At 39.0% G+C, this 22,805-nt stretch carries 23 protein-coding genes, 2 tRNA genes and 1 pseudogene; 19 read left to right on the top strand and 7 right to left on the bottom strand.

Annotation, left to right across the window (positions count from 1 at the left end; translation table 11 throughout):
* Positions 1 to 70: 70 nt before the first annotated feature.
* The 13 genes and pseudogenes from BET01_RS21610 to BET01_RS13710 all read left to right on the top strand — a co-directional run bounded on the left by BET01_RS21610 (position 71) and on the right by BET01_RS13710 (position 9,880).
* Positions 71 to 229 carry a hypothetical protein gene (locus BET01_RS21610; protein ID WP_158585064.1) on the top strand — a complete coding sequence of 53 codons (159 nt, stop codon included), beginning with the start codon at positions 71 to 73 and terminating at the stop codon, positions 227 to 229.
* A gap of 67 nt (positions 230 to 296) precedes the next feature.
* Positions 297 to 452 (top strand): annotated as a pseudogene (locus tag BET01_RS22555) (manganese catalase family protein); the annotation flags it as partial.
* Positions 452 to 706, top strand: coding sequence for a phage tail protein (locus BET01_RS22550; protein WP_120197377.1), 255 nt, complete (start codon positions 452 to 454; stop codon positions 704 to 706). The pseudogene BET01_RS22555 and the gene BET01_RS22550, both read left to right, overlap by 1 nt.
* Before the next feature lie 225 nt (positions 707 to 931).
* Positions 932 to 1,354: a VOC family protein gene (locus BET01_RS13745; protein ID WP_120197376.1), complete on the top strand. Its 423-nt coding sequence runs from the start codon at positions 932 to 934 to the stop codon at positions 1,352 to 1,354.
* A 449-nt stretch (positions 1,355 to 1,803) separates the two neighbouring features.
* A complete protein-coding gene (locus BET01_RS21605) occupies positions 1,804 to 1,956 on the top strand; it encodes a hypothetical protein (protein WP_158585063.1) in 153 nt (50 codons plus the stop codon).
* Between the two features lie 416 nt (positions 1,957 to 2,372).
* Positions 2,373 to 4,397 carry a cell division protein FtsA gene (locus BET01_RS13740; protein WP_120197375.1) on the top strand — a complete coding sequence of 675 codons (2,025 nt, stop codon included), beginning with the start codon at positions 2,373 to 2,375 and terminating at the stop codon, positions 4,395 to 4,397.
* 138 nt (positions 4,398 to 4,535) lie between these two features.
* The gene (locus tag BET01_RS21455; protein WP_147422817.1) at positions 4,536 to 4,790 is read left to right on the top strand and encodes a hypothetical protein; all 255 of its coding nucleotides are present in this window, start codon (positions 4,536 to 4,538) and stop codon (positions 4,788 to 4,790) included.
* A gap of 329 nt (positions 4,791 to 5,119) precedes the next feature.
* Positions 5,120 to 5,932: a gluconate 5-dehydrogenase gene (locus BET01_RS13735; RefSeq protein WP_120197374.1), complete on the top strand. Its 813-nt coding sequence runs from the start codon at positions 5,120 to 5,122 to the stop codon at positions 5,930 to 5,932.
* An 84-nt stretch (positions 5,933 to 6,016) separates the two neighbouring features.
* Positions 6,017 to 6,721, top strand: coding sequence for a GntR family transcriptional regulator (locus BET01_RS13730; RefSeq protein WP_120197399.1), 705 nt, complete (start codon positions 6,017 to 6,019; stop codon positions 6,719 to 6,721).
* Positions 6,721 to 7,515 (top strand): carbohydrate-binding protein, encoded by a 795-nt coding sequence (locus BET01_RS13725; RefSeq protein ID WP_120197373.1) that lies wholly within the window; start codon positions 6,721 to 6,723, stop codon positions 7,513 to 7,515. The genes BET01_RS13730 and BET01_RS13725 overlap by 1 nt, the downstream gene beginning before the upstream one ends.
* A gap of 159 nt (positions 7,516 to 7,674) precedes the next feature.
* Complete coding sequence (gene manA / locus BET01_RS13720) at positions 7,675 to 8,607, top strand: mannose-6-phosphate isomerase, class I (RefSeq protein WP_120197372.1); 933 nt, start codon at positions 7,675 to 7,677, stop codon at positions 8,605 to 8,607.
* 14 nt (positions 8,608 to 8,621) lie between these two features.
* Positions 8,622 to 9,506, top strand: coding sequence for an ROK family protein (locus tag BET01_RS13715; protein ID WP_120197371.1), 885 nt, complete (start codon positions 8,622 to 8,624; stop codon positions 9,504 to 9,506).
* A 98-nt stretch (positions 9,507 to 9,604) separates the two neighbouring features.
* Entirely contained in the window at positions 9,605 to 9,880 is a 276-nt protein-coding gene (locus BET01_RS13710; protein ID WP_120197370.1) for a hypothetical protein, read from the top strand.
* Between the two features lie 59 nt (positions 9,881 to 9,939).
* On the opposite strand, the gene BET01_RS21735 is transcribed toward BET01_RS13710, so the two are convergent.
* On the bottom strand, positions 9,940 to 10,086 hold the full coding sequence (locus BET01_RS21735; RefSeq protein ID WP_166428736.1) for a hypothetical protein: 147 nt from the start codon (positions 10,084 to 10,086) through the stop codon (positions 9,940 to 9,942).
* Between the two features lie 107 nt (positions 10,087 to 10,193).
* Here BET01_RS21735 and BET01_RS21730 point away from each other — a divergent pair, with 107 nt between their 5' ends.
* Positions 10,194 to 10,346: a hypothetical protein gene (locus tag BET01_RS21730; protein ID WP_166428735.1), complete on the top strand. Its 153-nt coding sequence runs from the start codon at positions 10,194 to 10,196 to the stop codon at positions 10,344 to 10,346.
* 303 nt (positions 10,347 to 10,649) lie between these two features.
* Here BET01_RS21730 and BET01_RS13705 read toward each other — a convergent pair whose 3' ends face one another.
* On the bottom strand, positions 10,650 to 10,934 hold the full coding sequence (locus BET01_RS13705) for a hypothetical protein (RefSeq protein ID WP_120197369.1): 285 nt from the start codon (positions 10,932 to 10,934) through the stop codon (positions 10,650 to 10,652).
* 422 nt (positions 10,935 to 11,356) lie between these two features.
* On the opposite strand from BET01_RS13705, the gene BET01_RS13700 reads away from it, so the two are divergent.
* Complete coding sequence (locus BET01_RS13700) at positions 11,357 to 11,563, top strand: hypothetical protein (RefSeq protein ID WP_120197368.1); 207 nt, start codon at positions 11,357 to 11,359, stop codon at positions 11,561 to 11,563.
* Between the two features lie 317 nt (positions 11,564 to 11,880).
* Here BET01_RS13700 and BET01_RS13695 read toward each other — a convergent pair whose 3' ends face one another.
* From BET01_RS13695 to BET01_RS13685, 3 genes are all read right to left on the bottom strand, one after another.
* Positions 11,881 to 14,289 (bottom strand): cation-translocating P-type ATPase, encoded by a 2,409-nt coding sequence (locus BET01_RS13695; protein WP_120197367.1) that lies wholly within the window; start codon positions 14,287 to 14,289, stop codon positions 11,881 to 11,883.
* Between the two features lie 656 nt (positions 14,290 to 14,945).
* Positions 14,946 to 15,018 (bottom strand) — tRNA-Val (locus BET01_RS13690).
* A gap of 151 nt (positions 15,019 to 15,169) precedes the next feature.
* Positions 15,170 to 15,243, bottom strand: a tRNA-Pro gene (locus tag BET01_RS13685).
* Between the two features lie 127 nt (positions 15,244 to 15,370).
* Between BET01_RS13685 and BET01_RS13680 the strand changes: the two genes are divergently transcribed.
* Positions 15,371 to 16,153 carry a Cof-type HAD-IIB family hydrolase gene (locus BET01_RS13680; protein ID WP_207667621.1) on the top strand — a complete coding sequence of 261 codons (783 nt, stop codon included), beginning with the start codon at positions 15,371 to 15,373 and terminating at the stop codon, positions 16,151 to 16,153.
* A 37-nt stretch (positions 16,154 to 16,190) separates the two neighbouring features.
* Positions 16,191 to 17,978, top strand: a complete 1,788-nt coding sequence (locus tag BET01_RS13675; protein ID WP_207667620.1) for an aminopeptidase P family protein — start codon at positions 16,191 to 16,193, stop codon at positions 17,976 to 17,978.
* 45 nt (positions 17,979 to 18,023) lie between these two features.
* On the opposite strand, the gene BET01_RS13670 is transcribed toward BET01_RS13675, so the two are convergent.
* The gene (locus BET01_RS13670; protein WP_166428734.1) at positions 18,024 to 18,347 is read right to left on the bottom strand and encodes a helix-turn-helix domain-containing protein; all 324 of its coding nucleotides are present in this window, start codon (positions 18,345 to 18,347) and stop codon (positions 18,024 to 18,026) included.
* A gap of 171 nt (positions 18,348 to 18,518) precedes the next feature.
* On the opposite strand from BET01_RS13670, the gene BET01_RS13665 reads away from it, so the two are divergent.
* Positions 18,519 to 19,418 carry a GGDEF domain-containing protein gene (locus BET01_RS13665; RefSeq protein ID WP_120197365.1) on the top strand — a complete coding sequence of 300 codons (900 nt, stop codon included), beginning with the start codon at positions 18,519 to 18,521 and terminating at the stop codon, positions 19,416 to 19,418.
* 80 nt (positions 19,419 to 19,498) lie between these two features.
* Here BET01_RS13665 and BET01_RS13660 read toward each other — a convergent pair whose 3' ends face one another.
* On the bottom strand, positions 19,499 to 20,071 hold the full coding sequence (locus tag BET01_RS13660; RefSeq protein ID WP_330512880.1) for a prolyl-tRNA synthetase associated domain-containing protein: 573 nt from the start codon (positions 20,069 to 20,071) through the stop codon (positions 19,499 to 19,501).
* A gap of 223 nt (positions 20,072 to 20,294) precedes the next feature.
* Between BET01_RS13660 and rlmD the strand changes: the two genes are divergently transcribed.
* A complete protein-coding gene (gene rlmD, locus BET01_RS22545; RefSeq protein ID WP_330512879.1) occupies positions 20,295 to 22,652 on the top strand; it encodes a 23S rRNA (uracil(1939)-C(5))-methyltransferase RlmD in 2,358 nt (785 codons plus the stop codon).
* Positions 22,653 to 22,805 lie beyond the last annotated feature (153 nt).

Below are 22,805 nucleotides of genomic sequence, written 5' to 3'. Positions count from 1 at the left end.
AAAATGATTATGAGTTTTTGTTTCACATATTTTCCCGCCATCAGGGCAGACTATTTTTGAGGTGATAATCATGAAAAAAAGTGAAGAAGAGGCTAAAGCATCAGAAAACGCCGATAAAACAGACAACAGACCGGAAACCTTTCAAGACCACTGGAAGACCGGAAAGTTCCTGGGTCCGAATACCCTTAGATATGAAGAAAATCGCAAGGAATATGAAAATGAGGAATAAGAAGATGCAGGAGGAAGTTTAATAAGAGCTTCCTCTTGCATTTTCTTATTATCTGTTTTTAAACTAAGGTGGGCTTGATGGAGAAATAAGTGTTTCTATGCGTTATCTTTCCCAACGTTATGCAATGCCGTATAAAGAGTGTAAAGGGCTTTTGACGGATATTGGGACGGAAGAGTTAGCCCACATGGAAATCGTAGCGGCTATCGTCCACCAGCTAATTAAATGAGTAAAGATGAAAAAGGAAGCTGCATTACAATTAACTGTGGGTGTTGTGGTAATAGCACTGGTACAACTAATGATAGCACACCAGTTGGAACTATAATTTCGTTTATGGGGACTAGTGCTCCTGAGCATTACTTAATGTGCGACGGAACTATTTATAATACTGATGATTATAAAGATCTTTCACAATTTATTAAAGATCAATTTGTCTTAACCTTGACGGCTACTAGGCGTAACAGCTTTGCAGTTAATTAAAGTCAATGTTATTATGTTTCCTTCATGGTTTATCAAATCGGATAGAACTCAGTGTTTAAGAATTAATACTTTAAGTGTTTCGCGATACCTTTTTACAATTATTCTCCTTTTGAAAATGCCTGTCAACTTTTAGTTGATGGGTGTTTTCTTTTACACTTGTTTGATATATAATAAAGGAAAAAGGAAACGCTAATTTTAATTAAGTGAACATTGGGGGATAATCATATGGTACAAGCACTAATTCATATTGCTTTAGTTGTGAAAGACTATGATGAAGCCATAGATTTTTATACAAAGAAACTCAAATTTGAATTAATTGAAGATACCTACCAAGCAGAGCAAGATAAAAGATGGGTTGTTATATCCCCACCGGGCTCATTAGGAACTACCATTTTGCTTGCAAAAGCTTCAAAGTTAGAACAGGAGTCTTTCATAGGAAATCAAGCTGGTGGAAGAGTATTTTTATTTTTAGGAACTGATGATTTTTGGAGAGATTATAATGAGATGATAGCTGTTAAAATAGAATTTGTTAGACCTCCAAAAGAACAAGATTATGGCATTGTCGCAGTGTTTAAGGACTTGTACGGAAATCTTTGGGATTTGGTTCAGTTCAAAGAAAATCACCCGATGTATTGCCGTACTAGATGAGATAATACGAAACTAAAAAATAAGGGTTATATAAGAGCTCCCCAAATTATAAAATATGATGTCATATCGCTCATACATTATAGAAAGACTAAAAAGATATAGTCACTCACACAGTCCTCCACCTGATGTCTCTTTTCTTTTGGGCGGAAAAGGTATATTCTAAAAGAAAAAGGTCAAGAAGGAGAAGCATATGTCTGTGATTGGATTTTCATTTTATCTTATACCTATAGCTCTAATAGTCATAATTATAGCCATAATCATGAACAGGCACAAATAAGAGACAGTCAATACGTCTCTTTTTTTGTATAAAAAACAAACGTAGCCAACAACTAAATAAAACTATTACACAGAGTAATAAATAATTCCACTCTTTTTAAAAGATGATTCATCGTTCGTTTTCTTCCATCACATGATACTATATAAGTATTATTTGCATAGGAGAAATGGTTGTGAATAAAGATGATTTGGCTAACTCGCTAGGGTGGGGAGTTATTGTAATCGGTATTATAGCAAGTTTTCTGAAAGAAAATTTATTCAGTGTGGTGTATATAGTAGTAGTGTGTATTCCAAAGGGGCGTTTAATTTTAGTATTGCAAATGTGACATTATTATAAGCATATTGTTTGGACTTATATTCATTCTAATTGGAGAGATCCTAAGGGCTGTGGATGACAATAGAGATAAAATTGCATTTCTATCCGATCAAATGAAAACACACAATAAACATTGCATTTATGTAAATAAATTAATAGTTACGATTGAGAGCGAGGATTGATTCCCCGCTCTTTTCTTACCAGTACAATTGCATGAGACTAGTACAATAAAAATGACTTTCTGATCCTCTACATAACTACAAAAACCATGCCACCACAATCATTAAGCAGCTTAAATCAGCACCTCAGTCATAACTTATTCCCCAATTATACCGTTTTTTCAACAAATATTTCCCTTATTCGATTGACGGAGCCAATTTATACTAGTAAAATAAAGACAAATATACAAGAGGTGGGGCATTATTTATGGATAACAGAAATAGCATTTTGACAGACACACTTCCGGATCAGGCTATTTTCGCACTGGATATCGGAACCCGTAGTATTATTGGCATGGTGGGTATGCCAGATGGGGAGAGAATTCATATCGTTGCCATAGAGAGGGCCGAGCATACCAAACGGGCGATGATCGACGGACAGATCGAGGACATTGAACAAGTTGCAAAAATTGCAGGACAGGTAAAAGATAGGCTTGAGAGAAAGCTAGGCTGTAAGCTTCAAAAGGTATGTGTAGCTGCGGCAGGAAGAGCGTTGCGTACAGAAAGCATCACCTTTGAGATGGAGCTGTCCAGGGCGCAAAAGATTGATGCCGAATCCGTCAGCAGACTAGAAGCAGGAGCGATCAGTGAAGCCGAAAAACTGTTTATGAACCGGGAAGGGAAAGATTCTGACCGGCAGTTTTACCTGGTAGGGTACACGGTAAGCCGATATTATCTGGATAACTACGTGATTTCTAATTTAATAGATCACCATGGAAAGGTATTAAAAGCGGACATCATTGCAACATTCCTTCCCACAGAGGTGGTAGAAAGTCTTTATTCTGCCATGCATAAGATCAACTTAGAGGTAGCAAGTCTTACCTTGGAGCCCATTGCTGCTATCAATGCAGCCATTCCCCAGAATATTCGATTGCTGAACCTGGCAATGGTGGACATTGGGGCTGGTACTTCAGATATTGCTGTGTGCCGGGATGGAAGCGTGACCGGATACACCATGGCAATTCTTGCCGGAGATGAAATCACGGAGTCAGTTATGAAAGAATATCTGGTGGATTTTGATACAGCAGAGAAGATAAAAGCAGAGATTGACGAAAAAGAGGAGATTCAGTTCACTGATATTCTTGGTTTTGAGCAGACCATTACCAGAGATTCTATCTTTCAGAGCATTAAAGAAGCTTCATCTAGGCTTTGTGAAGAGATATCTGAAAAGATTCTTGAAATCAATGGCGGAATGCCTTCCGCAGTATTTCTGGCAGGAGGCGGAAGCAGATTGTCAGGTCTTAAAGAAGGAATTGTTGAGCATTTGAAAATTGATACTAAGCGTGTAGCTATTGCAGGAAATAATTTTAAGATCAATGCTTTTTCCGAAGAATATGATCTGGAAAATCCTGAATATGCAACCCCTCTAGGAATCGTTATTTCAGCAGGCTTTAACATTATAAATGACAGTTACCGGGTTATACTAAACGATCGCCCAGCTAAGATATTTAGAACTGGTAGCTTTACCGTTATGGATGTACTGATGATGAACGGGTACAATTATCAGGATATGATCGGCCGTTCCGGACAAAATATAGTAGTCTCTGTCAATGGAAAACGAACCATTTTCTACGGAGAGAAGGCGGAACCTTCTGTATTAAAGCTAAACGGAGAGGAAGCGCAGCTTTCAGATCCTGTAAACTCAGAAGACTGGATAGTATTTGTCCCTGCGATTAGTGGAAAGAGTGCTTCCGCTAAGTTGTCTGATATAACAGAGCTTAGTCCCAATAAACTGATTATGGTAAATGATAAAAAGGTGGTTTCAAACGTTGCCATAAAACCAGGTGACAACATTATAATAGAAGAAATCGTTATGGAATCTGATTTGTATCTGGATGAAGAAGAAGCAGAAGAATTCATAGATTCTTATGAATCAGAGGAACAAGATGAAATTCCAGCAAGACATGTGGAAACAATTTCAAAACCTTTAAATGGAATCCATTTAGCACCTGCCGAGATGAGAGTTGCTTCTATTGATCTGGATCCTTTTTCTGAAACACAAAAAAAGCAGCAAGAAATAAGGGGAGATCTCACCGTTTTTCTCAATGATAAGCCTTTAATTCTTCCTCCAAAGCCTGACAACCAGCCATATTATCTTATGGATGTCTTAGAATATTCCGGTCTGGACTTTAAGAATCTGACCAGACAGGTTATGCTTGAAATAAACGGAGAAAGTGGAGCTTTCCAACAGGAATTACATAGCAGAGACAATATTAGGATCTATCAGATATAGTAATCGTTCAGTTTCAAAATATCATATTAAGATTGATTAAATATGTAAAAAATAATAAAATGTTGTTCTAAAACTCACATGTCGCGTATATCAGCATAAAGTATATTACAAGCCTGATTAATGAGGAGTAAAGATAGAATGAGTTGTAATAATTGGAATAACTGTGGATGTAGTAATAATAATAACTGTAATACAAACTGCTGTACCACCAATCCTTGTAAAACTGCTGTTAGTGATGCGACAACAGGAAACATGAATATGTGCTATCGTAAAGGATATTCAGACGGCTTTAAAGAAGGCTATGAAACAGGTTTTCGTGATGGTTTCTGGTCAGCAACAGGTTGTGTAAAAAATACAGTTATGAGTGATACGGATACAAACTGCTGCAGATAATCCATTTTAAAATTAGAGTCCGGTTCCCACTATGGGAACCGGATTTTTTGTGTAATAGAAAATCATATCCTATTATAGGAAAAGTCCTACCGGGCGTTCAGCACTAGAGTCTGCCAAACCAAACTCTTTATTCTGCACTAAAAAATTATGACTAAATAAAAATATCATTGTTTGGTTACAATGTACATTGAAAAAGTAGTTACGATATGCTAACATATATACAAGTCATCAAGTTTGTATACAAATATATAAGTTTGAATACAAACTGGCTTAAAACTACAATTGAAATAACTGACCCCCCAAAAACACAGGAAAAGGAGAATTGAATCATGAATAAAGATTACTTAGCAAACCAGTTTTCCCTTGATGAAAAGGTAGCCTTAGTAACAGGTGCTTCTTATGGTATTGGATTTGCCATTGCTACATCTCTTGCAGAAGCAGGCGCTACCATCGTTTTTAATGATATTAAACAGGAATTAGTAGATAAGGGTATTGCTGCTTATAAAGAAGCAGGAATTACCGCTCATGGATATGTGTGTGATGTTACCAGCGAAGATGGCGTAAATGCTATGGTAGCTCAGATTGAAAAAGAAGTAGGAATCATTGACATTTTAGTAAACAATGCTGGAATCATCAAACGTGTTCCTATGATTGAAATGTCTGCAGCTGATTTCAGACAGGTAATTGATGTTGATTTGAATGCACCTTTCATCGTAGCAAAAGCTGTTATTCCATCAATGATCAAAAAAGGTCACGGAAAGATCATCAACATCTGTTCCATGATGTCTGAGCTTGGTCGTGAGACTGTTTCTGCTTATGCAGCAGCAAAGGGCGGACTTAAGATGCTGACAAAGAACATTGCTTCTGAGTACGGTGAGTTCAATATTCAGTGTAACGGCATCGGACCTGGCTACATCGCAACTCCTCAGACCGCACCTCTTCGTGAGACACAGGCAGATGGTTCCAAACATCCATTTGACCAGTTCATTCTTGCAAAAACTCCAGCAGGCCGTTGGGGAGAAGCAGAAGATTTATCAGGACCAGCAGTATTCCTTTCATCTGACGCTTCTAACTTTGTAAATGGACATATTCTGTATGTAGATGGTGGTATTTTAGCTTACATCGGCAAGCAGCCAAAGTAATAAGAATGAATACAAATGGGGGCAGGCTACGATGGTTTGCCCCCGTTTTTTAATGCTGATAATATAGAGGACGGAGAGAGATCCATGGAAGGAAAAACCAAGACCTATAAAAACCGTGGTGAGCTGGTGTTTGAGACATTAAAGCAAGAGATTCTGGATCTGGAATTAAAACCTGGTCAGATGATCGGTGAAAACGAAATATGCGAACGTTTTGGTGTTTCTCGGACTCCGGTCAGGGAAGCTGTTAGAAAGCTACAGGAACAAGGTTTCGTCATTTCGGTGCCATATTCTGGAACACAGGTAACCCTTTTAAATCTGGATAATATCAAACAGATGATCTATATGAGAGTCGCTGTTGAAACTATGGTAATGCGAGATTTTGTGAATATGGCTACTCCCATGTGGATGGAAGAAGTACGTTATTTGATTCGCAAACAGCAGGCTCTGATCCAGGAAAAAGGATTTGAACCAGAACAGTTTTACCGTATGGATGCACAGATGCATGCCATCTGGTACCGGGCAACAGGGAAGAATAAGCTTTGGGATATGATACAAGCCCAACAGTTGCATTACACAAGATTCCGTATGCTTGATTTCGTGACCGAAACGGATTTTACCAGAATCATACGGGAACACACGGAGCTGTTTGAACTTCTTGAAAAGAAGGATATAGAAGGCCTGGAACGATCTCTAAGAGAGCATCTGAATTATAGCATGAAGAGAATGAAGCACCAGATCGAAGTGGAATACAAGGACTATTTTGAACAGGAAGAGCAGGAGGAATTCTAATGGCTTTGATTTCAATTAGTGTGAAAGATAAAAATGGCAAAGTAAAGGCTCTAGCATCAGGTGAGAATCAGGCAATCCTTGCATTTGAAGGTGAATATGAGGATGGAGATGCAATTGTCCTTACAACAGAGTGTACAGACGCTCATTACGTCATTCGAATTGATGATAGTCTAGATGAGTCACTGGTGTATCTAACAAAGCCAGAGATAACATATACGATCCCATTTGGGGAGAAGAAGGTTTCCTATAATCCAAAAGCATTTACGGGAGAACGGCATTATCTTACCATACGGACAGCCGCAGAGCATGAATCTGGTGCCTACCGCAATCTAGCAAAGAATGTGATGGATCAGCATGGAGAGACTGGTTGCTTCCCTCATGCATTTGCTAATGTGGAAACCAGAGGAGAAGCGGTATTTGCAGCACGCAATGCCATTGATGGCGTACTTGCCAGTGAATCCCATGGAGAATGGCCTTATGAGTCTTGGGGCATTAACCGCCAGGATGATGCAGAGCTTACCCTGGAATTTGGCCGTTCCATAGATTTTGATACATTGGTTTTATATACCCGTTCTGATTTTCCTCATGATAACTGGTGGATCAAGGCAACCTTTACATTTTCCGATGGGACAACCCATGTTGTGGATATGGAAAAGAGCAAAGAACCTCACGTATTCCCAGTGAAGCGTAAGAACATTACTTGGGTTAAATTAAGTAACCTAATAAAGGCAGACGATCCTTCCCCATTCCCTGCATTAACTCAGATTGAAGTATATGGAAAAGAATCGCAATAGCTTTTGATAAAAAGTGTTGAAATGAGCCAAAACGGCAAAGTTTGAACACTTTTTTGTTATGGTAAAGTTGCAAAAATGTGGAAATACCTCTTTCCCTTTTGTATAGATTCAGTTAAAATAGTGGCAGTGAGCAAAATTGACCACATAAGGAGGAAGCAGATGGAATTTTTGTTTTTAGAGCCTGTCTTTAAAGAGGCCATCTGGGGCGGCACCAGACTGCATGAGGTATTCGGTTATGAGATTCCTAGCGATACAACAGGGGAATGTTGGGCAATTAGTGCTCATGAAAATGGAGAATGCAGGATTTCAGGGGGAAGTTATGACGGAGAACTGCTCAGCAGCTTGTGGAAGGAGAAACCAGAGCTTTTTGGATATTATCCGGGAGATCAGTTTCCACTTCTCATAAAGATCATTGATGCCAAGCAAGATTTAAGCATTCAGGTTCATCCAGATGACACGTATGCAGGCGTCCATGAAAATGGCTCTCTTGGTAAAACAGAGTGCTGGTATATTCTAGACTGCGAGCCAGGAACGGAAATTGTAATAGGCCATTATGCTAGGGATACGAAAGAGCTGGAGTCCATGATTCAAGACGGAAGATGGAATGAATTGATCCGTAAGGTTCCCATTCAAAAGGGAGATTTCTTTCAGATTAATCCAGGCTGTGTCCATGCCATAAAAGGTGGGACCATGATTTTAGAAACTCAGCAGAGCAGTGATATTACCTACCGTGTTTATGATTATGACCGCTTATCAGACGGGAAGCCAAGGCAGCTTCATATAAAGCAGAGCATTGAAACCATAAAGACACCATTTCAAGCGGATGAGAGCAGGAAGGTTAAGGAGTCTCTAGAGGGCGCAGACCATACTCATTTTGTAAGCTGTCAGTATTATTCCGTGGATAAGTATGATATCACAGGCACATTTTCAATAGAATTTAATCAATGTTTTACCAATGTAAGCATTATAAGTGGTACAGGAACTGTAAATGGAGTTGGGATAGTGGCAGGGCAGCATTTTATCGTGCCTGCAAACAGCGGATTATGCAGATTTGAGGGGACATTGTCTATCATCTGTTCCAATCCGGAATAATACGGGAGGTTATTATGAGACTTGGGGCATTAGAAGCAGGCGGCACAAAGATGGTTTGTGCCATTGGAAATGAAAATGGGGAAATTTTGGAGCGTATATCCATACCAACAGAAGCACCAGACATAACGATGCCTAAATTGATCTCTTATTTTGCCGATAAGGAGATCGAGGCATTGGGGATTGGCTGTTTTGGTCCAATCGATTTAAATCGAGATTCTGATACTTATGGTTGCATTACCACGACTCCAAAACTTGCATGGAAAAACTACAACATCGTTAAGATGTTTCAGGAGGCATTAAATGTACCAATAGGCTTTGATACCGATGTCAATGGCTCCGCACTGGGAGAGGCAACTTGGGGGATTTCCAAGGGGCTTGAAAGTAGCATGTATATTACCATTGGTACAGGCATCGGGACTGGAATTATTACAAATGGAAAGCTCCTTCATGGTATGCTTCATCCAGAAGGCGGACACCTTCTTTTGTCTCGTCACCCAAACGATTCCTTTGAAGGGACGTGCCCTTACCATAAAACTTGTCTGGAAGGACTCGCTTCTGGACCTGCGATTGAAGCTCGCTGGGGAGAGAAGGGAATTCAACTGGCTGAGCGGAGAGAAGTTTGGGAATTGGAGGCTTATTATATCGCGCAGGCATTGGTTGATTATATTATGGTCCTCTCTCCTCAAAGAATCGTAATTGGTGGTGGAGTCACGCATCAGGAGCATCTTATGCCACTGATTCGGGAAGAAGTAAAACGTCAGCTAGCTGGATATATTGATACCAAAGAGCTCTTAAATATGGACGAATACGTGGTTTTACCAAGCTTAAATGATAACCAAGGAATCATGGGTGCGTTGAAGCTTGGGCTGATCGAATACCAATTGGAAAAGAAAGGGTAATTGCCATTTATCTCCTAATGAAATTCCATTTCCTGTATGATATCATATGTTTGTAACAGAAATGTAATCATTATGTAACAATTACGGAGGATATTACCATGAAGAAGTTACCAGTATTTTTATTCGCAGCAGCAACAGCACTTACCGTAGCAGGCGTTCCTATGACAGCTCAGGCAGCAACTTGTTCCAGAACATCAAACTATTATAGCTCTAACTGTTCTAATCAGTATGGAAATCTTAACAACTTATTAAACTGTTATGGAACAAAGGGAAGCAACAGCTCAACTGGAAACAACAGCAATTGCGTTAAAGGTAAGACAACTTGTAATATCAATTTTAGCCAGTGTGGATCTTTCGCAAGATATTGCAGATAATTACGATAAGACATTATAACAGGCCGGACGGTAATCGTTCGGCCTGTTTTTTAGGAAACTTATTTCCTGGTGTTTACGATATCATCCAGTACCTGAATTAAATCGTAAATGGTGTTAATCTGAACATTTCGCTCCAGAATCTCATTCTTAAGATCGATGGAAAGCGTTTCAAACTTCGCCTGAACGGCGGGAGCTATATAGGACATGGTCATCACCTCATCATTATACTGCGCACTTGCAAATCAATTATGCATTCATTTATTACTCACATAAAATTTATTCCCTCAGCCATACTAACATAGAGGTGATGAAAATGGATCAAGATAAAAAGAGTAAACATGTGCATAAAAATGAATTTGAGGTACACAACAATACCAATGATAAGGGTAAAGTAGAAAATCAAAATCAGGCCCACAATTCCCGTAGGGAGGGAATGGGGCCTAATACGAAGAGAAGATCGGATTAAATAAAAGAGGGTGGAAGCCAGGATGCGCTGGCTTCCACCCTTTTAAGTTCCATACTTATGATCGGGCAGTTTTACAAAACTTCTTACCGAAGAAAAAAGCACAAAGACGTGCAGAAAATGAGTTGTTTATCGATAGTAGGGCATTTGCGCGGCGGTTTTTACACTGTCAGAGCGCCCCTTTCTCTCTGATCGATAAGTTGTTTTGTAATAGTATTATATGTAGGAATCCTGTACTTGTGAACAAGCAGAATCCTGTCCGTAATAACAGCCAGCCACGGGAAGAAATGTGGCTGGCTGAGATAATCATTCGTCTTTTGTAGATACGATATGTAGAGAAGGTTTTTCATCAATTTCCAAAAGACCAAGTTCTGAAAGAATGGAGAGTGTGGCAATGGTTGCAAGTTCCACAGAAACGCTGACGGAAGCTGCAGTAACACAGCCAATCAATGCTGCTGTATCTGGGGTGATCTCCATGTGTTTATAAGAACTGTTAGAGACTGTCTTACTTACTTTCTCTATTACATAATCCATATTTTGATTGATTACCTTTGAAGTTATATCTTTGGTCAGGTCATTAAGCTTCGGCATAATAATCCACTCCTTTTCTCAAATCCGGCCCAATCAGGCTTTCGATTATTATTTATAGTAGTAATGCGACAATAGAAAAATGGATATCAATCCAACGTTTCCACCGGTGACTTAAATGAAATACATAATTGTAGCACCAGTTATCAAACATAAGCTTAAACAAAAATGCCATATAAGAGGTTTGAATCAAGTAACTACAACTTAATCTTAATATACCAAAACAGGATATAGAAGTCTATATTTATTTGAAATTGTAACAAGGAATAAACAATGAAATTAAAAAGTGTTTTGAAAAGAATCATAACAGAATGAAAAATAAAATTTAGATTGATAGCCAGAAGAATATGAGATAAAATAATATCATTGTTGATTTGTAATAACGTTAGTTAAAAATGAACTGATTTTGGAAGGAGATAGAAATTATGAGTAAGTATAATGCTTTATGGGAATTTGTTGGCAAGAATGAGGAAACCACATTCCAATTGTCATTTGAACAAATACAAGATATTTTGGGGTTTGAAATAGACCATTCATTTTTAAACTACAAGAAAGAGCTCACAGAATACGGATACCAGGTAGGTAAGATTTCACTGAAAGGTAAAACCGTTATATTTAATAAGATTGTTTAGCGATGACATTATGTTTCTTCTGTCATTATGTAATCTGCTCTATTGTGGTCCATAAAAACATTCGAGAAATAAAGTGTCTGATTCATCTCTAAGGGAGTGGGGTATGAATAACAAAGCCAAATCCCGATGATTTTGGTGAAGAGCATATGAAGGGTTGTGGAGAGAAGAGGACTATATGGTGATTATTTCAGAAACCTGTATTCCTGAGACAATGAGTCTGGAAGAAATGGTAGAGATGATATCTACTGATATAATAGGTTAAAATAGACGGGCATCTGGCAAACCAGGCCCGTCTTATTTCGCTTTAATCCTTTCTATTATTTATTGATATCATTTTTCTTGTGTATTACCTTTAGAAAAAATGAATCTAACGTTTCAATGCCAAGCGACAGATACCGAAATAGGGATTCAGCGGCGAATGAAAAAACAATCAGTAGTACGATACATACCTTGGACATCTCACTGATGGCATACAGCCGATGAAGGAAGATTCCACAAAAAGCCAATCCCAAAATGTTAATTATAATAATTCCGTATTTTATTCGATTGAAAGGCGCACTAATCTTTGTCAGTATGATAAAACCAACCACTGCCAAGAGAAGGGTAGAAGCGGTTGCTATATCATTTTTAGGAAGGGAAAATACTTCCCCGCAAAATACAAGTGCACCTACAGCCAGTACGTCTGTCAGACCTGCTGGAAGTGCTTTGATCATGACATTCTTTAGAAAATGACCCTCAATTCGTTTCTTGTTTGGTTCCATGGCCAACAAGAATCCGGGAATGCCTATGGTAAACATGCTTATCAGAGATATTTGAGAAGGTTCTAGTGGATAGGTGAACATAAACACCACTGAAAACAGTGACAGCAATAGAGAAAATATATTTTTTACTAAAAACAACACGGCAGAACGCTGCACATTGTTTACAACTTGTCTTCCTTCCAGCACAACATCAGGCATATGTGCAAAATCCGAATCAAGAAGAACCACTTGTGCAGCCTGTGTGGCTGCTTCACTTCCTGAAGCCATTGCTACACTACAATCCGCATCTTTCATTGCAAGAATATCATTAACCCCATCTCCGGTCATAGCCACTGTATGTCCATTCTTTTGAAGCGCCTGTACCAGTTTTTGTTTCTGTTTTGGTGTAACCCGTCCAAAGACTGTATATTCCTCTAACGCACTTACTAACTTGCTTTCTGTGTCTAGTGTGCTGGCGTCTATGAACTTATGGGCATTATCGATACCAGCACATCTGGCAACTTCTGATACGGTTTCAGGGTTATCACCTGAAATAACTTTAACAGTGACACCTTGTTCCTTAAAATAAGAAAAGGTTTCTTTTGCGTTTTTACGGATGGGATTTGATAAAATAACGAAGCCTAAGGGAATAACCTTTTTTGTTAGCTCACTTGCAATATCGTCTCCTTCGTATTTTCCTAATACAAGAACTCTATGTCCTGTTTTTATATAAGAACCGATTTCCGGTACGATTAATTCGTAGTCTTCCCGCATGACAAATTCAGGTGCACCAAGGATAAAGCTTCCTTCCTTAAATACAACGCCGCTGTACTTTGTAGTGGAAGTAAATGGTGTAATTGTAAGAGGAATTCGAGTCTCTTTGTTTTTACCGAATGTTTTCGTATATTCCTTTATGGCATGAATGGTGGCATTATCGTCTTGTATGGCAAACGAATAATCCACGAAAAGCTGCGTCAATTCTTCCTCTGTATTTAAAATCCCATGATACGTCTGGCTTGGTAAAAATTCTTCAACCTGCATTCTGGTTTCAGTAATTGTTCCGGTCTTATCAACGCATAGCACATCCACTCGTGCCAAAGTTTCAATACTTTTCATATCGTGAAGAAGAATATTCCTTTTAGCCAATCGCATCGTACTTAGGGCAAGTGCTATCGTTGTTAGCAGATATAGCCCTTCTGGTATCATTCCGATAAGAGCAGCAACCATAGAGATAATGCTCTTTTGCATGGTTTCCTGACTTAAGAAATAACCTTGATAAAATAAGAGTGCACCGATTGGAATGATTATGATTCCGATCCATTTAACCAGTTGGTTAATAGATCGAATCATCTCTGACTGTTCTCCGCTACCCGCTATTTTTGCCTCTGCAGTTAGTTTGGAGATATAGGAGTCATCTCCCACATGTTCTAATTTTGCATAGCATTGTCCAGATACTACAAAACTTCCAGATAGTAGTTTGTTCTCACTGACTTTTTCTATTTCATCGGCCTCGCCTGTTAACAGTGCTTCATTGACCTGCACTTTTCCTTCGATGACAACTGCATCTGCACATATTTGATTACCAGCGGATAGTAATATTATGTCGTCCTTAACTAAATCTTCGGATACAATCTGTTGTTGCGCACCATTTCTAAGTACCAGAGAGTGTGGGGCATTTACTATATTCATTTTATCAAGTATTTGCTTCGCTCTTAGTTCTTGTACAATTCCAATCATTATGTTTCCTATGATAATTGGCAGAAACGTAAGATTTCGATACGAACCTACATAAATAAGCAATATGGCGATAATGAAAAAAATCAGGTTAAAATAGGTAAGGAGATTGGACATGATTATCTCCTTTACTGACTTTCCGGTTTGATTATTCGTATGATTAACGAATCCTTGCTGGACTCGTTCTTCCACTTCTTGATCTGTTAGTCCTTTTAATGCCGTAATTGGTATTTCATCTGTCATATCACCCATGCTTCACCTCATTGGTTATTTTCCCGGCTTATGAAATTCTGTTTCATTGTAATAATATTAAAAAATATAGCTTGTATACAAAACCTGTTAAATAGTCGTTTCTGACAAACTGATAGATGCTTCTTAAGACACCGGAGTGTTTGGCTGAAAAACCGAGAAATAATTACATCTTCATTATAGTAAAACAATAGAATTAACAAGAGTCTTAGCTGAAAACTGATTTTAAACAGTCTATTGCTACAAAATATCTTTTGTTTTTAGAGTTACCTTTTTATAGTATATTATAATCGTTAAAATATAACCTTTATAATCTTAAACTACAATAAATATATTCTAAAGCAATCATTAAAATATGTATGACTGTATTGGTATTTTCAATTTGGTGATTATCTAAATTAGAAATAGAAGATTGAATGTAGGATTTACTGGAATTAAAAAAAGAATTATAACGATTTAAAGGAAGTAGTACAACGCTGAATATGCGTCACTATCGGGGCAATAACAGTTTATGGTGTATCTATGTTTCCTGATATCTGATAAACAGCGGAAAAATTAAAAAAAGTTTATATTATGTGTCAAAGCGGTTCTAAAACTAGAATAACAAAAACCCTGGCAGATACAAGAATTTCTTGCATCTACCAGGGTTTTCATTCACATAGAGACAACAGGATTCGAACCTGCGACCTTCTACACGTCAAGCAGACGCTCTCCCAGCTGAGCTATATCTCCATAGAAGAATTGTAACTGAAAGAATTAAAAAAGGCAAGTGATATATAAGGTGAAACAGTGCATTTCTTATCGACAAAATTCGCATCATAGACACAAAAAAACCGGAAAATCTTATGGTTAAGATCTTCCAGCATCCACTGATATCATTGAATCGGAGTAACAGGATTTGAACCTGCGACCTCTCGGCCCCCAGCCGAGCGCGCTACCAAGCTACGCCATACTCCGTCTTCCTGACACTATGACATTATAGCAGAAACTTTATGTTTGGTAAAGTATATTTCTTGAAATAATTTCAATATTAGGATATTATTATAAGGACAAGATTATTAATATTTAGAAAAGGTGAAAATAGATGAAACCAATCGTAAGCTTTGATGTAGACATGACGTTGCTTGACCATAAAGACTGGACGATACCGGACAGTGCCATGGAAGCCATAGAACAGCTGAGGGAAAATTACACCATCGTGCTGGCTACTGGTAGAGATATGGATTCGATTTTCAGCACAGCCATTCGAGATCGGGTAAAGCCAGATGCCATCATACATCTCAATGGGACAAAGGTGACAGTAGGGGATGAGATCATTTTTGAACACACTTTTGATAAGAGCTTGCTGAAGCAGATATTAAAATATACGGAGAAGACGCCATATAGTGTTGGAACCACCGTAGAGGACTTTGATTACTATATCAATCCGGAAGGGGTAAAAGCACATGACATCTGTCTTTGGGGGCAATCCAGCAGAAAATTCAATGATCCCTATAAGCTATTAGAGCTAAACGTAAGGACCATGGCTTACATGGGAGATGAAACTGGTGCCAAAGCCATGGAGGAGGAATTTCCAGAAATCCATGTCCATATGTTTGCCGATAAAAAGGGTGCAGATGTGGTAGAGCGAAAAGCGTCAAAGGCAGTGGGATTGCTTCGACTCTGCGATTATTATAAAATACCATTATCAGAAACGATAGCATTTGGAGACAGTATGAATGATTACGACATCATAAAAGTAGCAGGAAAAGGAATTGCCATGGGAAATGCGATGGAAGAATTGAAAAAAGCCGCTGATTATGTAACGGATCCCATTGATCAAGACGGCATCCGAAATGCCTGTCTTCATTTTGGATTAATCCGGTAAATGGTACATGCAATATTGAAAAAGGAGAGACATAACGATGATTAAGGAAAGACTTGAGAAGCTTAGAAGCTTAATGGCTGAGCGCAATATGGATGCTTATATGATTCCTACCTCTGATTTTCATGAATCTGAATACGTAGGGAGTTATTTTAAATGCAGAGAGTTTATGACTGGTTTTACAGGCTCTGCAGGTACGGTAGTCATCACAATGAATGAAGCTGGACTTTGGACGGATGGCAGATATTTTGTTCAGGCAGCCAAACAGCTTGAAGGCAGCAGTATTACTCTGCGCAAGATGGGATATCCAGGAGTTCCAACAATAGAAGAGTATCTAGAACAGGTTCTTCCAGAAGGTGGTTGTATTGGGTTTGACGGACGTGTGGTGAGCGGTCAGAATGGACAGGAGCTAGAAGACTTGTTAGGGGAAAAGAATATCACCCTTTCCAATGAAGAAGACCTTGTAGATGTAATATGGAAAGAGCGCCCAAGCCTTTCCGCAGAACCTGTGTGGATTTTAAAAGAATCTTATGCCGGATTAGCATCCTCAGAAAAAATCAAAGAACTGCGCAGCAAGATGAAAAAGGAGAAGGCAACTGCTCATGTTTTAACAACTCTTGATGACATTGCCTGGCTTCTTAATATCAGAGGAAATGATATTGAGTGTACTCCTGTCGTTCTTGCTTACGCCCTGATTACCCTTGATGAGTTTTCTTTGTTCATCAATGATCAGGTGTTAAATGAAGAAGTTAAGGCTTATTTAAAAGAATTAGGAGTAAGCATATGTCCATATGATAGCATCTATGAAGTTGTCGGACAGTTAAAGGATCAAAAGATTCTTCTGGAAACAGGGAAAGTCAATTACTCTATCGTAAAGGGGATTGCAGATTCAAACCGAATCATTGATAAGATGAATCCAACGGTACTTTCTAAGGCTTTAAAAAATCCTGTTGAAGTAGAAAATATGAAATTAGCTCACATTAAGGACGGCGTTGCTCTGGTAAAGTTTATTTACTGGCTGAAACATAACGTTGGAAAAGAAAGAATTACTGAGGTGAGCGCTCAGAGTTATTTGGATCAGCTTCGTTCCAAACAGGAAGGTAATCTGGGCTTAAGCTTTGATACGATTTCTGCTTATGGAGCAAATGCAGCAATGTGCCATTATAAAGCTGTTCCAGAAAATGATACTGTTATCGAGCCAAAAGGTCTATATTTGGTGGATTCTGGCGGGCAGTATTACGAAGGAACTACAGACGTAACAAGAACCATAGCAGTAGGACCTCTTACAAATACAGAGAGGGAGCATTTTACTCTTACTGTTATGAGTATGCTGCGTCTTGGGGCCGTTAAGTTTTTATATGGCTGTCGTGGACTGACCCTAGACTATGTGGCAAGAGAACCATTTTGGAGCCGTGGAATCAACTATGATCACGGAACCGGTCATGGAGTTGGTTATTTATTAAATGTCCATGAGCGTCCCAATGGAATTCGCTGGCGTATGGTTCCTGAGAGACAGGACAATGCGATTTTGGAAGAAGGCATGGTTACTTCTGATGAGCCTGGCGTATATATAGAAGGAAGTCATGGCGTCAGAACTGAAAATCTGATTGTTTGCAAAAAGGCAGAAGAAAATGAATACGGTCAATTTATGGAGTTTGAGTTTTTAACAATGGCACCCATTGATCTAGAGGCTCTTGATACTTCTATAATGACGGAGGAAGATGTGAGACTTTTAAATAAGTATCATAAAGAAGTTTATGAAAAGTTATCTCCATATCTTTCAAAAGAAGAAGCTTTATGGCTGAAGGAAAACACCAAGTCAGTTTAATTATAAAGGGAAGCAGAACCATATTGTTTGTGGTTCTGCTTCCTTTTACTGGTCCGCCATTTTTGTAAGTCTTAGTAGGAGTGGAAAAACTGCTTCCAAATCTTCTGTGGTCAAATGCTTCATTAAGGACGCGGCCTCGTTGAATAAAGGTTGTTCCTTTTTTTCCGTATTAAAAAATTCTTTGGGAGATATCTCAAGATAATCGCAAATTTCAAAAAACTGATTCATAGAAGGCATTGACCGCCCGGAAGAGATTCCCTGAATATAGCTTTTGTTTTTTCCTAAATCAAGGCTCATCTGATACTCGGAGATATCTTTTTTCAGGCGGAGCTCTGTGATTCGATTCCTTACGAACTGCTCATTCAACATAATCACCTCTTGGTTAATCATATAGGATAATCTATCCAAACATTACGTATTATATGCGTAATAATACCTAAAAAACAAGTTGCATATACGTTTAAAAAGCGTTATCATATATGTTATACCAGTGGAAAAGATGCGGAATGATGGATTCCGGAAGGTACAGGGGGAAGTATCATGGTAGGAAAATCGAGAAAGGAATTGGTGAATGGGAGCACTCAAAAAGAGTATCAATTCTTCCATTACAGTGAGGCGGATCATCTATATAGAAACATAATTCATTTTGCAGATACAATATTATTTGAATATACTTACCAAGATGGACAGTTATATTTATCAACCAATGCGAAAGGGCAGCTTAATTTGTCTGCATTCAAAGATTTCTTTGATACATACAAGGATAATGCTCCCCAGTTTGGAGAGGTCTTGTCAATCGAGACCTGTCTTGGAAAGACCGGAGAACCATACCATTGGTGCTCATGCAAACTGAGTACAAAATGGGAGGAAGGAACAAATACACCGGTGAGCCTGATTGGTAAATTACAAGATATCACTAGTCTGAAAAAAAGAGAGGAGCAGCTCTTATTTCAGTGCTTAAAGGATGGATTGACTGGAGTATATAATAAGACTGCTTTTGAACTTCGGGTAGAGGAAAAGCTAAAGGGTGGCCGTATAGGCTGGCTTTGCATGATTGATATTGACAATTTTAAGGTAATCAACGACAGCTTTGGTCATCCAGCTGGAGATCGTATGCTGGAGCAAGTGGGAAGAATGTTATGTCATATATTCCCAGAACCTGACTTGGTTGGAAGAGTCGGGGGAGATGAATTTGTGGTTTTTACCTCAACAGAAGATGTTGGTGAGAGAGCTAAGAGCCTTTTGGATATGGTGGAAAGCATTGTACCAGAGGAGGAAGGGCGAATCTCAGCTAGTATAGGAATCGTATCAAGTTCTGGAAAAAAGAAAGAGAATTATCAAGAGCTTTTTTTCCGAGCGGACCGTGCGATGTATCGTGCAAAGGAATCTGGAAAAAACCAGATTGCTTTTTATCATAATAGTTGGGCCACGATATTATAAAGAATACGAGATGTAGATAAAGTTACGGGACAGGGGGTGCAGAGACCTGCCCCTTTTTTTATGCTTAAAATCACTGATTTTTATGGCAGATTAACTAGTGTATAGTCAATGTTGATAGCTGGCAATATTTTGTCTAAGAGGTCTTTGGTTTTGAACTTCAAACTAGATGTATTGATACAGGGATGGCAAGCAAAATATTCATGAGATAAAACATCCTCATCAATGAGTAGGCGAACCTGCTTGTTCTTATCATTCATAAGACCGAGAATAGAAACAGAGCCAGGGGTGATATCCAGATATTTCTCCATAAATTCAGTGTCGGAGAAGGACAATCGAGCAGACCCTATTTGCTTGGATAGTATAGCGGTACGGAACTTTTTGTTCCCTGGTAACAGGAGAAGATAGAAATTGGTTTTTTGAGCATTACAAAGGAATAGGTTTTTACATACCTGAACTTCCAAAATAGAATCAACCTCCTGACAGGCTTCAATGGTAGGAAGGGGAGAGTGGTCCAGTCGAATAAAGGGGACCTCTAGTTGATCTAAGAAATCATAGGTGCGGATCTCTTTTGGGAGGCGTCCAACTGGATTAAGAGGTCTTCCTTTATATACAGTTTTATCCAGATAAAAAGAGTCATTTTCATCGTCCATCATTATATTTCCTTTGTGTTTTTTAGATAATTATATCCTTGTAGAATGAAAATGCAAGCCTTTTTCAAAGGTAAGTAGGATTTTAATGGTTTTATGGGGAATAATGTATTATAATAGAAGTAAATATCGTAAACAATGATAGCCCGGCGTAAAGTCAGATGCAGATTCCTTAACTGATAAGCCGGGGTTTGTTATGTTTGATGTTAAAAAAAAGGTGGATAAATGAATGGCAGATAACAGGTTTAATAAAGACAAATTTCGTGGTGATGCAATGATAAAAGGTGAGAAAAAAGGAGAAAGGACGAGAGATAAGACCGGCCAGAAATCGGGAGAAAAAACCTGGTCTAAAGCAGGCGAGCAGACTGGAAAGAAGTTTGGCGAGAAAACCTGGCAGAAATCAGGGGAAAAGACCGGACAGAAGTACGGAGAGAAAACTTGGCAGAAAGCTGATGACAAGACTGAGCGCAGATCGGGAGAAAAGACCTGGTCTAAAGCTGGTGAGCAGACTGGAAAGAAGTATGGGGAAAAAAACTGGCAGAAGCCTGGGGAAAAGGCCGGACAGAAGTACGGAGAGAAAACCTGGTCTAAATCAGGCGATCAGACTGGAAGGAAGTTTGGCGAAAAAACCTGGCAGAGAGCTGATGAAAACACTGAGCGGAAATCAGGAGAAAAGACCTGGTCTAAAGCTGGTGAGCAGACTGGAAAGAAGTATGGCGAGAAAACCTGGCAGAAGCCTGGGGAAAAGACCGGACAGAAGTACGGAGAGAAAACCTGGTCTAAATCAGGTGAACAGACTGGAAGGAAGTTTGGCGAAAAAACCTGGCAGAGAGCTGATGAAAACACTGAGCGTAAATCAGGAGAAAAGACCTGGTCTAAAGCTGGTGAGCAGACTGGAAAGAAGTATGGCGATAAAACCTGGCAGAAAACAGGAGAAAAGACCGGACAGAAGTACGGAGAGAAAACCTGGCAGAGAGCTGATGAAAACACTGAGCGGAAATCAGGAGAAAAGACCTGGTCTAAAGCAGGTGATCAGACTGGAAGGAAGTTTGGCGAAAAAACCTGGCAGAAATCAGGGGAAAAGGCCGGACAGAAGTACGGAGAGAAATCTTGGCAGAGAGCTGATGAAAAGACTGAGCGAAAATCAGGAGAAAAAACCTGGTCTAAGGCAGGCGAGCAAACTGGAAAAAAGTTTGGCGAGAAAACCTGGCAGAAATCAGGGGAAAAGGCCGGACAGAAGTACGGAGAAAAAACCTGGCAGAGAGCTGATGAAAACACTGAGCGGAAATCAGGAGAAAAGACCTGGTCTAAGGCAGGCGAGCAAACTGGAAAGAAGTTTGGCGAGAAAACCTGGCAGAAATCTGGGGAAAAGGCCGGAAAGAAGTACGGAGAGAAAACTTGGCAGGGAGCTGATGACAAGACTGAGCGAAATCCAGGGGAAAGAAGAAACAAAACCCAATGTCCTGTTTTTCGGATATGTGGGGGGTGTCAGCTACTAGATATACCTTATAAACAACAACTTGAGCAGAAACAAAAGCGGCTTGAAGAGTTATTGAAGCCCTATTGTAAACTTGAAGCAATGATCGGTATGGAAAACCCTTATCATTACCGTAATAAAGTACATGCTGTTTTTGATCGTGATAAAAAGGGAAATCCATTTTCAGGTGTCTATGAGGCAAATTCACATCATGTTGTTCCAGTTGAAAGCTGCCTGATTGAAGATCAAAAGGCAGATGAAATCATTGGTACCATCAGAGGCATGCTTAAATCCTTTAAAATTCGTACTTACGATGAAGATACGGGATATGGTTTACTTCGTCATGTTTTGATCCGACGAGGTTTTGCAACAGGGGAAATTATGGTTGTTTTAGTTACTGCTTCACCAATCTTTCCGTCTAAAAATAATTTTGTGAAGGCATTACTAGAGAAGCAACCGGAAATCACCACAGTAATCCAAAATATTAATGGTCGTGGAACCAACATGGTTTTGGGAGATAAGGAACATGTACTGTATGGTAAAGGATTTATCGAGGATATTTTATGTGGATATCGCTTCAGAATTTCTTCTAAATCTTTCTATCAGGTGAATCCGGTTCAGACTGAAATTCTATATAAAAAGGCCATTGAAGCGGCCGGATTGACCGGAAAAGAACGAGTCATTGATGCTTATTGCGGAATTGGAACCATTGGCATCGTTGCCAGCCAGTATGCAAAAGAGGTCATTGGTGTGGAATTTAATCGCGATGCTGTAAAAGATGCATTCGAAAACGCAAAAATAAATGGTTTAAATAATGTGAAATTCTTCTGTAACGATGCAGGAAAATTCATGGAAAATATGGCGGAAAACGGAGAGAATGTTGATGTAGTATTCCTTGATCCCCCAAGAAGTGGAAGTACAGTGGAATTTATTGATTCGGTTGCTAAATTAAATCCTAAAAAAGTGGTATATATTTCATGTGGACCGGAGACGCTTGCAAGAGATTTAGATCTTTTTAGGAAAAGAGGGTATGAAGCTAAGAAAGGTTGGGGAGTGGACCTGTTTCCTATTACGGGGCATGTGGAGACAGTAATTCTAATGACACGTTGAGGTCAAAATGATGAATAGAACACTGAAACCTCAATATGTTGCGGTTTCAGTGTGAAAAACGGGCAAAAATCAGGCTAAATAATGGCCGATTTTTGCCCTGATTTTTAGGGAAAAATATTGTTGGCATAGGTGATTTTGATGGTAAGAGATAAA

Origin of the sequence: Lacrimispora algidixylanolytica, from assembly GCF_003609635.1 — a bacterium.
In the GTDB taxonomy this organism is placed as follows: Bacteria; Bacillota; Clostridia; order Lachnospirales; family Lachnospiraceae; genus Lacrimispora; species Lacrimispora algidixylanolytica.
This window is presented reverse-complemented; position numbering and strand designations above follow the sequence as displayed.

Coding starts and splice junctions, on each gene's coding strand:
- BET01_RS13730 (WP_120197399.1), top strand. CDS start 6,017: ATGGAAGGAAAAACCAAGACCTATAAAAACCGTGGTGAGCTGGTGTTT.
- BET01_RS13695 (WP_120197367.1), bottom strand. CDS start 14,289: ATGGGTGATATGACAGATGAAATACCAATTACGGCATTAAAAGGACTA.
- BET01_RS22550 (WP_120197377.1), top strand. CDS start 452: ATGAGTAAAGATGAAAAAGGAAGCTGCATTACAATTAACTGTGGGTGT.
- BET01_RS13680 (WP_207667621.1), top strand. CDS start 15,371: ATGAAACCAATCGTAAGCTTTGATGTAGACATGACGTTGCTTGACCAT.
- BET01_RS13715 (WP_120197371.1), top strand. CDS start 8,622: ATGAGACTTGGGGCATTAGAAGCAGGCGGCACAAAGATGGTTTGTGCC.
- BET01_RS13660 (WP_330512880.1), bottom strand. CDS start 20,071: ATGATGGACGATGAAAATGACTCTTTTTATCTGGATAAAACTGTATAT.
- BET01_RS21610 (WP_158585064.1), top strand. CDS start 71: ATGAAAAAAAGTGAAGAAGAGGCTAAAGCATCAGAAAACGCCGATAAA.
- BET01_RS13675 (WP_207667620.1), top strand. CDS start 16,191: ATGATTAAGGAAAGACTTGAGAAGCTTAGAAGCTTAATGGCTGAGCGC.
- BET01_RS13710 (WP_120197370.1), top strand. CDS start 9,605: ATGAAGAAGTTACCAGTATTTTTATTCGCAGCAGCAACAGCACTTACC.
- BET01_RS13665 (WP_120197365.1), top strand. CDS start 18,519: ATGGTAGGAAAATCGAGAAAGGAATTGGTGAATGGGAGCACTCAAAAA.
- BET01_RS13670 (WP_166428734.1), bottom strand. CDS start 18,347: ATGTTGAATGAGCAGTTCGTAAGGAATCGAATCACAGAGCTCCGCCTG.
- rlmD (WP_330512879.1), top strand. CDS start 20,295: ATGGCAGATAACAGGTTTAATAAAGACAAATTTCGTGGTGATGCAATG.
- BET01_RS13725 (WP_120197373.1), top strand. CDS start 6,721: ATGGCTTTGATTTCAATTAGTGTGAAAGATAAAAATGGCAAAGTAAAG.
- BET01_RS21730 (WP_166428735.1), top strand. CDS start 10,194: ATGGATCAAGATAAAAAGAGTAAACATGTGCATAAAAATGAATTTGAG.
- BET01_RS13705 (WP_120197369.1), bottom strand. CDS start 10,934: ATGCCGAAGCTTAATGACCTGACCAAAGATATAACTTCAAAGGTAATC.
- BET01_RS21455 (WP_147422817.1), top strand. CDS start 4,536: ATGAGTTGTAATAATTGGAATAACTGTGGATGTAGTAATAATAATAAC.
- manA (WP_120197372.1), top strand. CDS start 7,675: ATGGAATTTTTGTTTTTAGAGCCTGTCTTTAAAGAGGCCATCTGGGGC.
- BET01_RS21735 (WP_166428736.1), bottom strand. CDS start 10,086: ATGTCCTATATAGCTCCCGCCGTTCAGGCGAAGTTTGAAACGCTTTCC.
- BET01_RS13740 (WP_120197375.1), top strand. CDS start 2,373: ATGGATAACAGAAATAGCATTTTGACAGACACACTTCCGGATCAGGCT.
- BET01_RS13700 (WP_120197368.1), top strand. CDS start 11,357: ATGAGTAAGTATAATGCTTTATGGGAATTTGTTGGCAAGAATGAGGAA.
- BET01_RS13735 (WP_120197374.1), top strand. CDS start 5,120: ATGAATAAAGATTACTTAGCAAACCAGTTTTCCCTTGATGAAAAGGTA.
- BET01_RS13745 (WP_120197376.1), top strand. CDS start 932: ATGGTACAAGCACTAATTCATATTGCTTTAGTTGTGAAAGACTATGAT.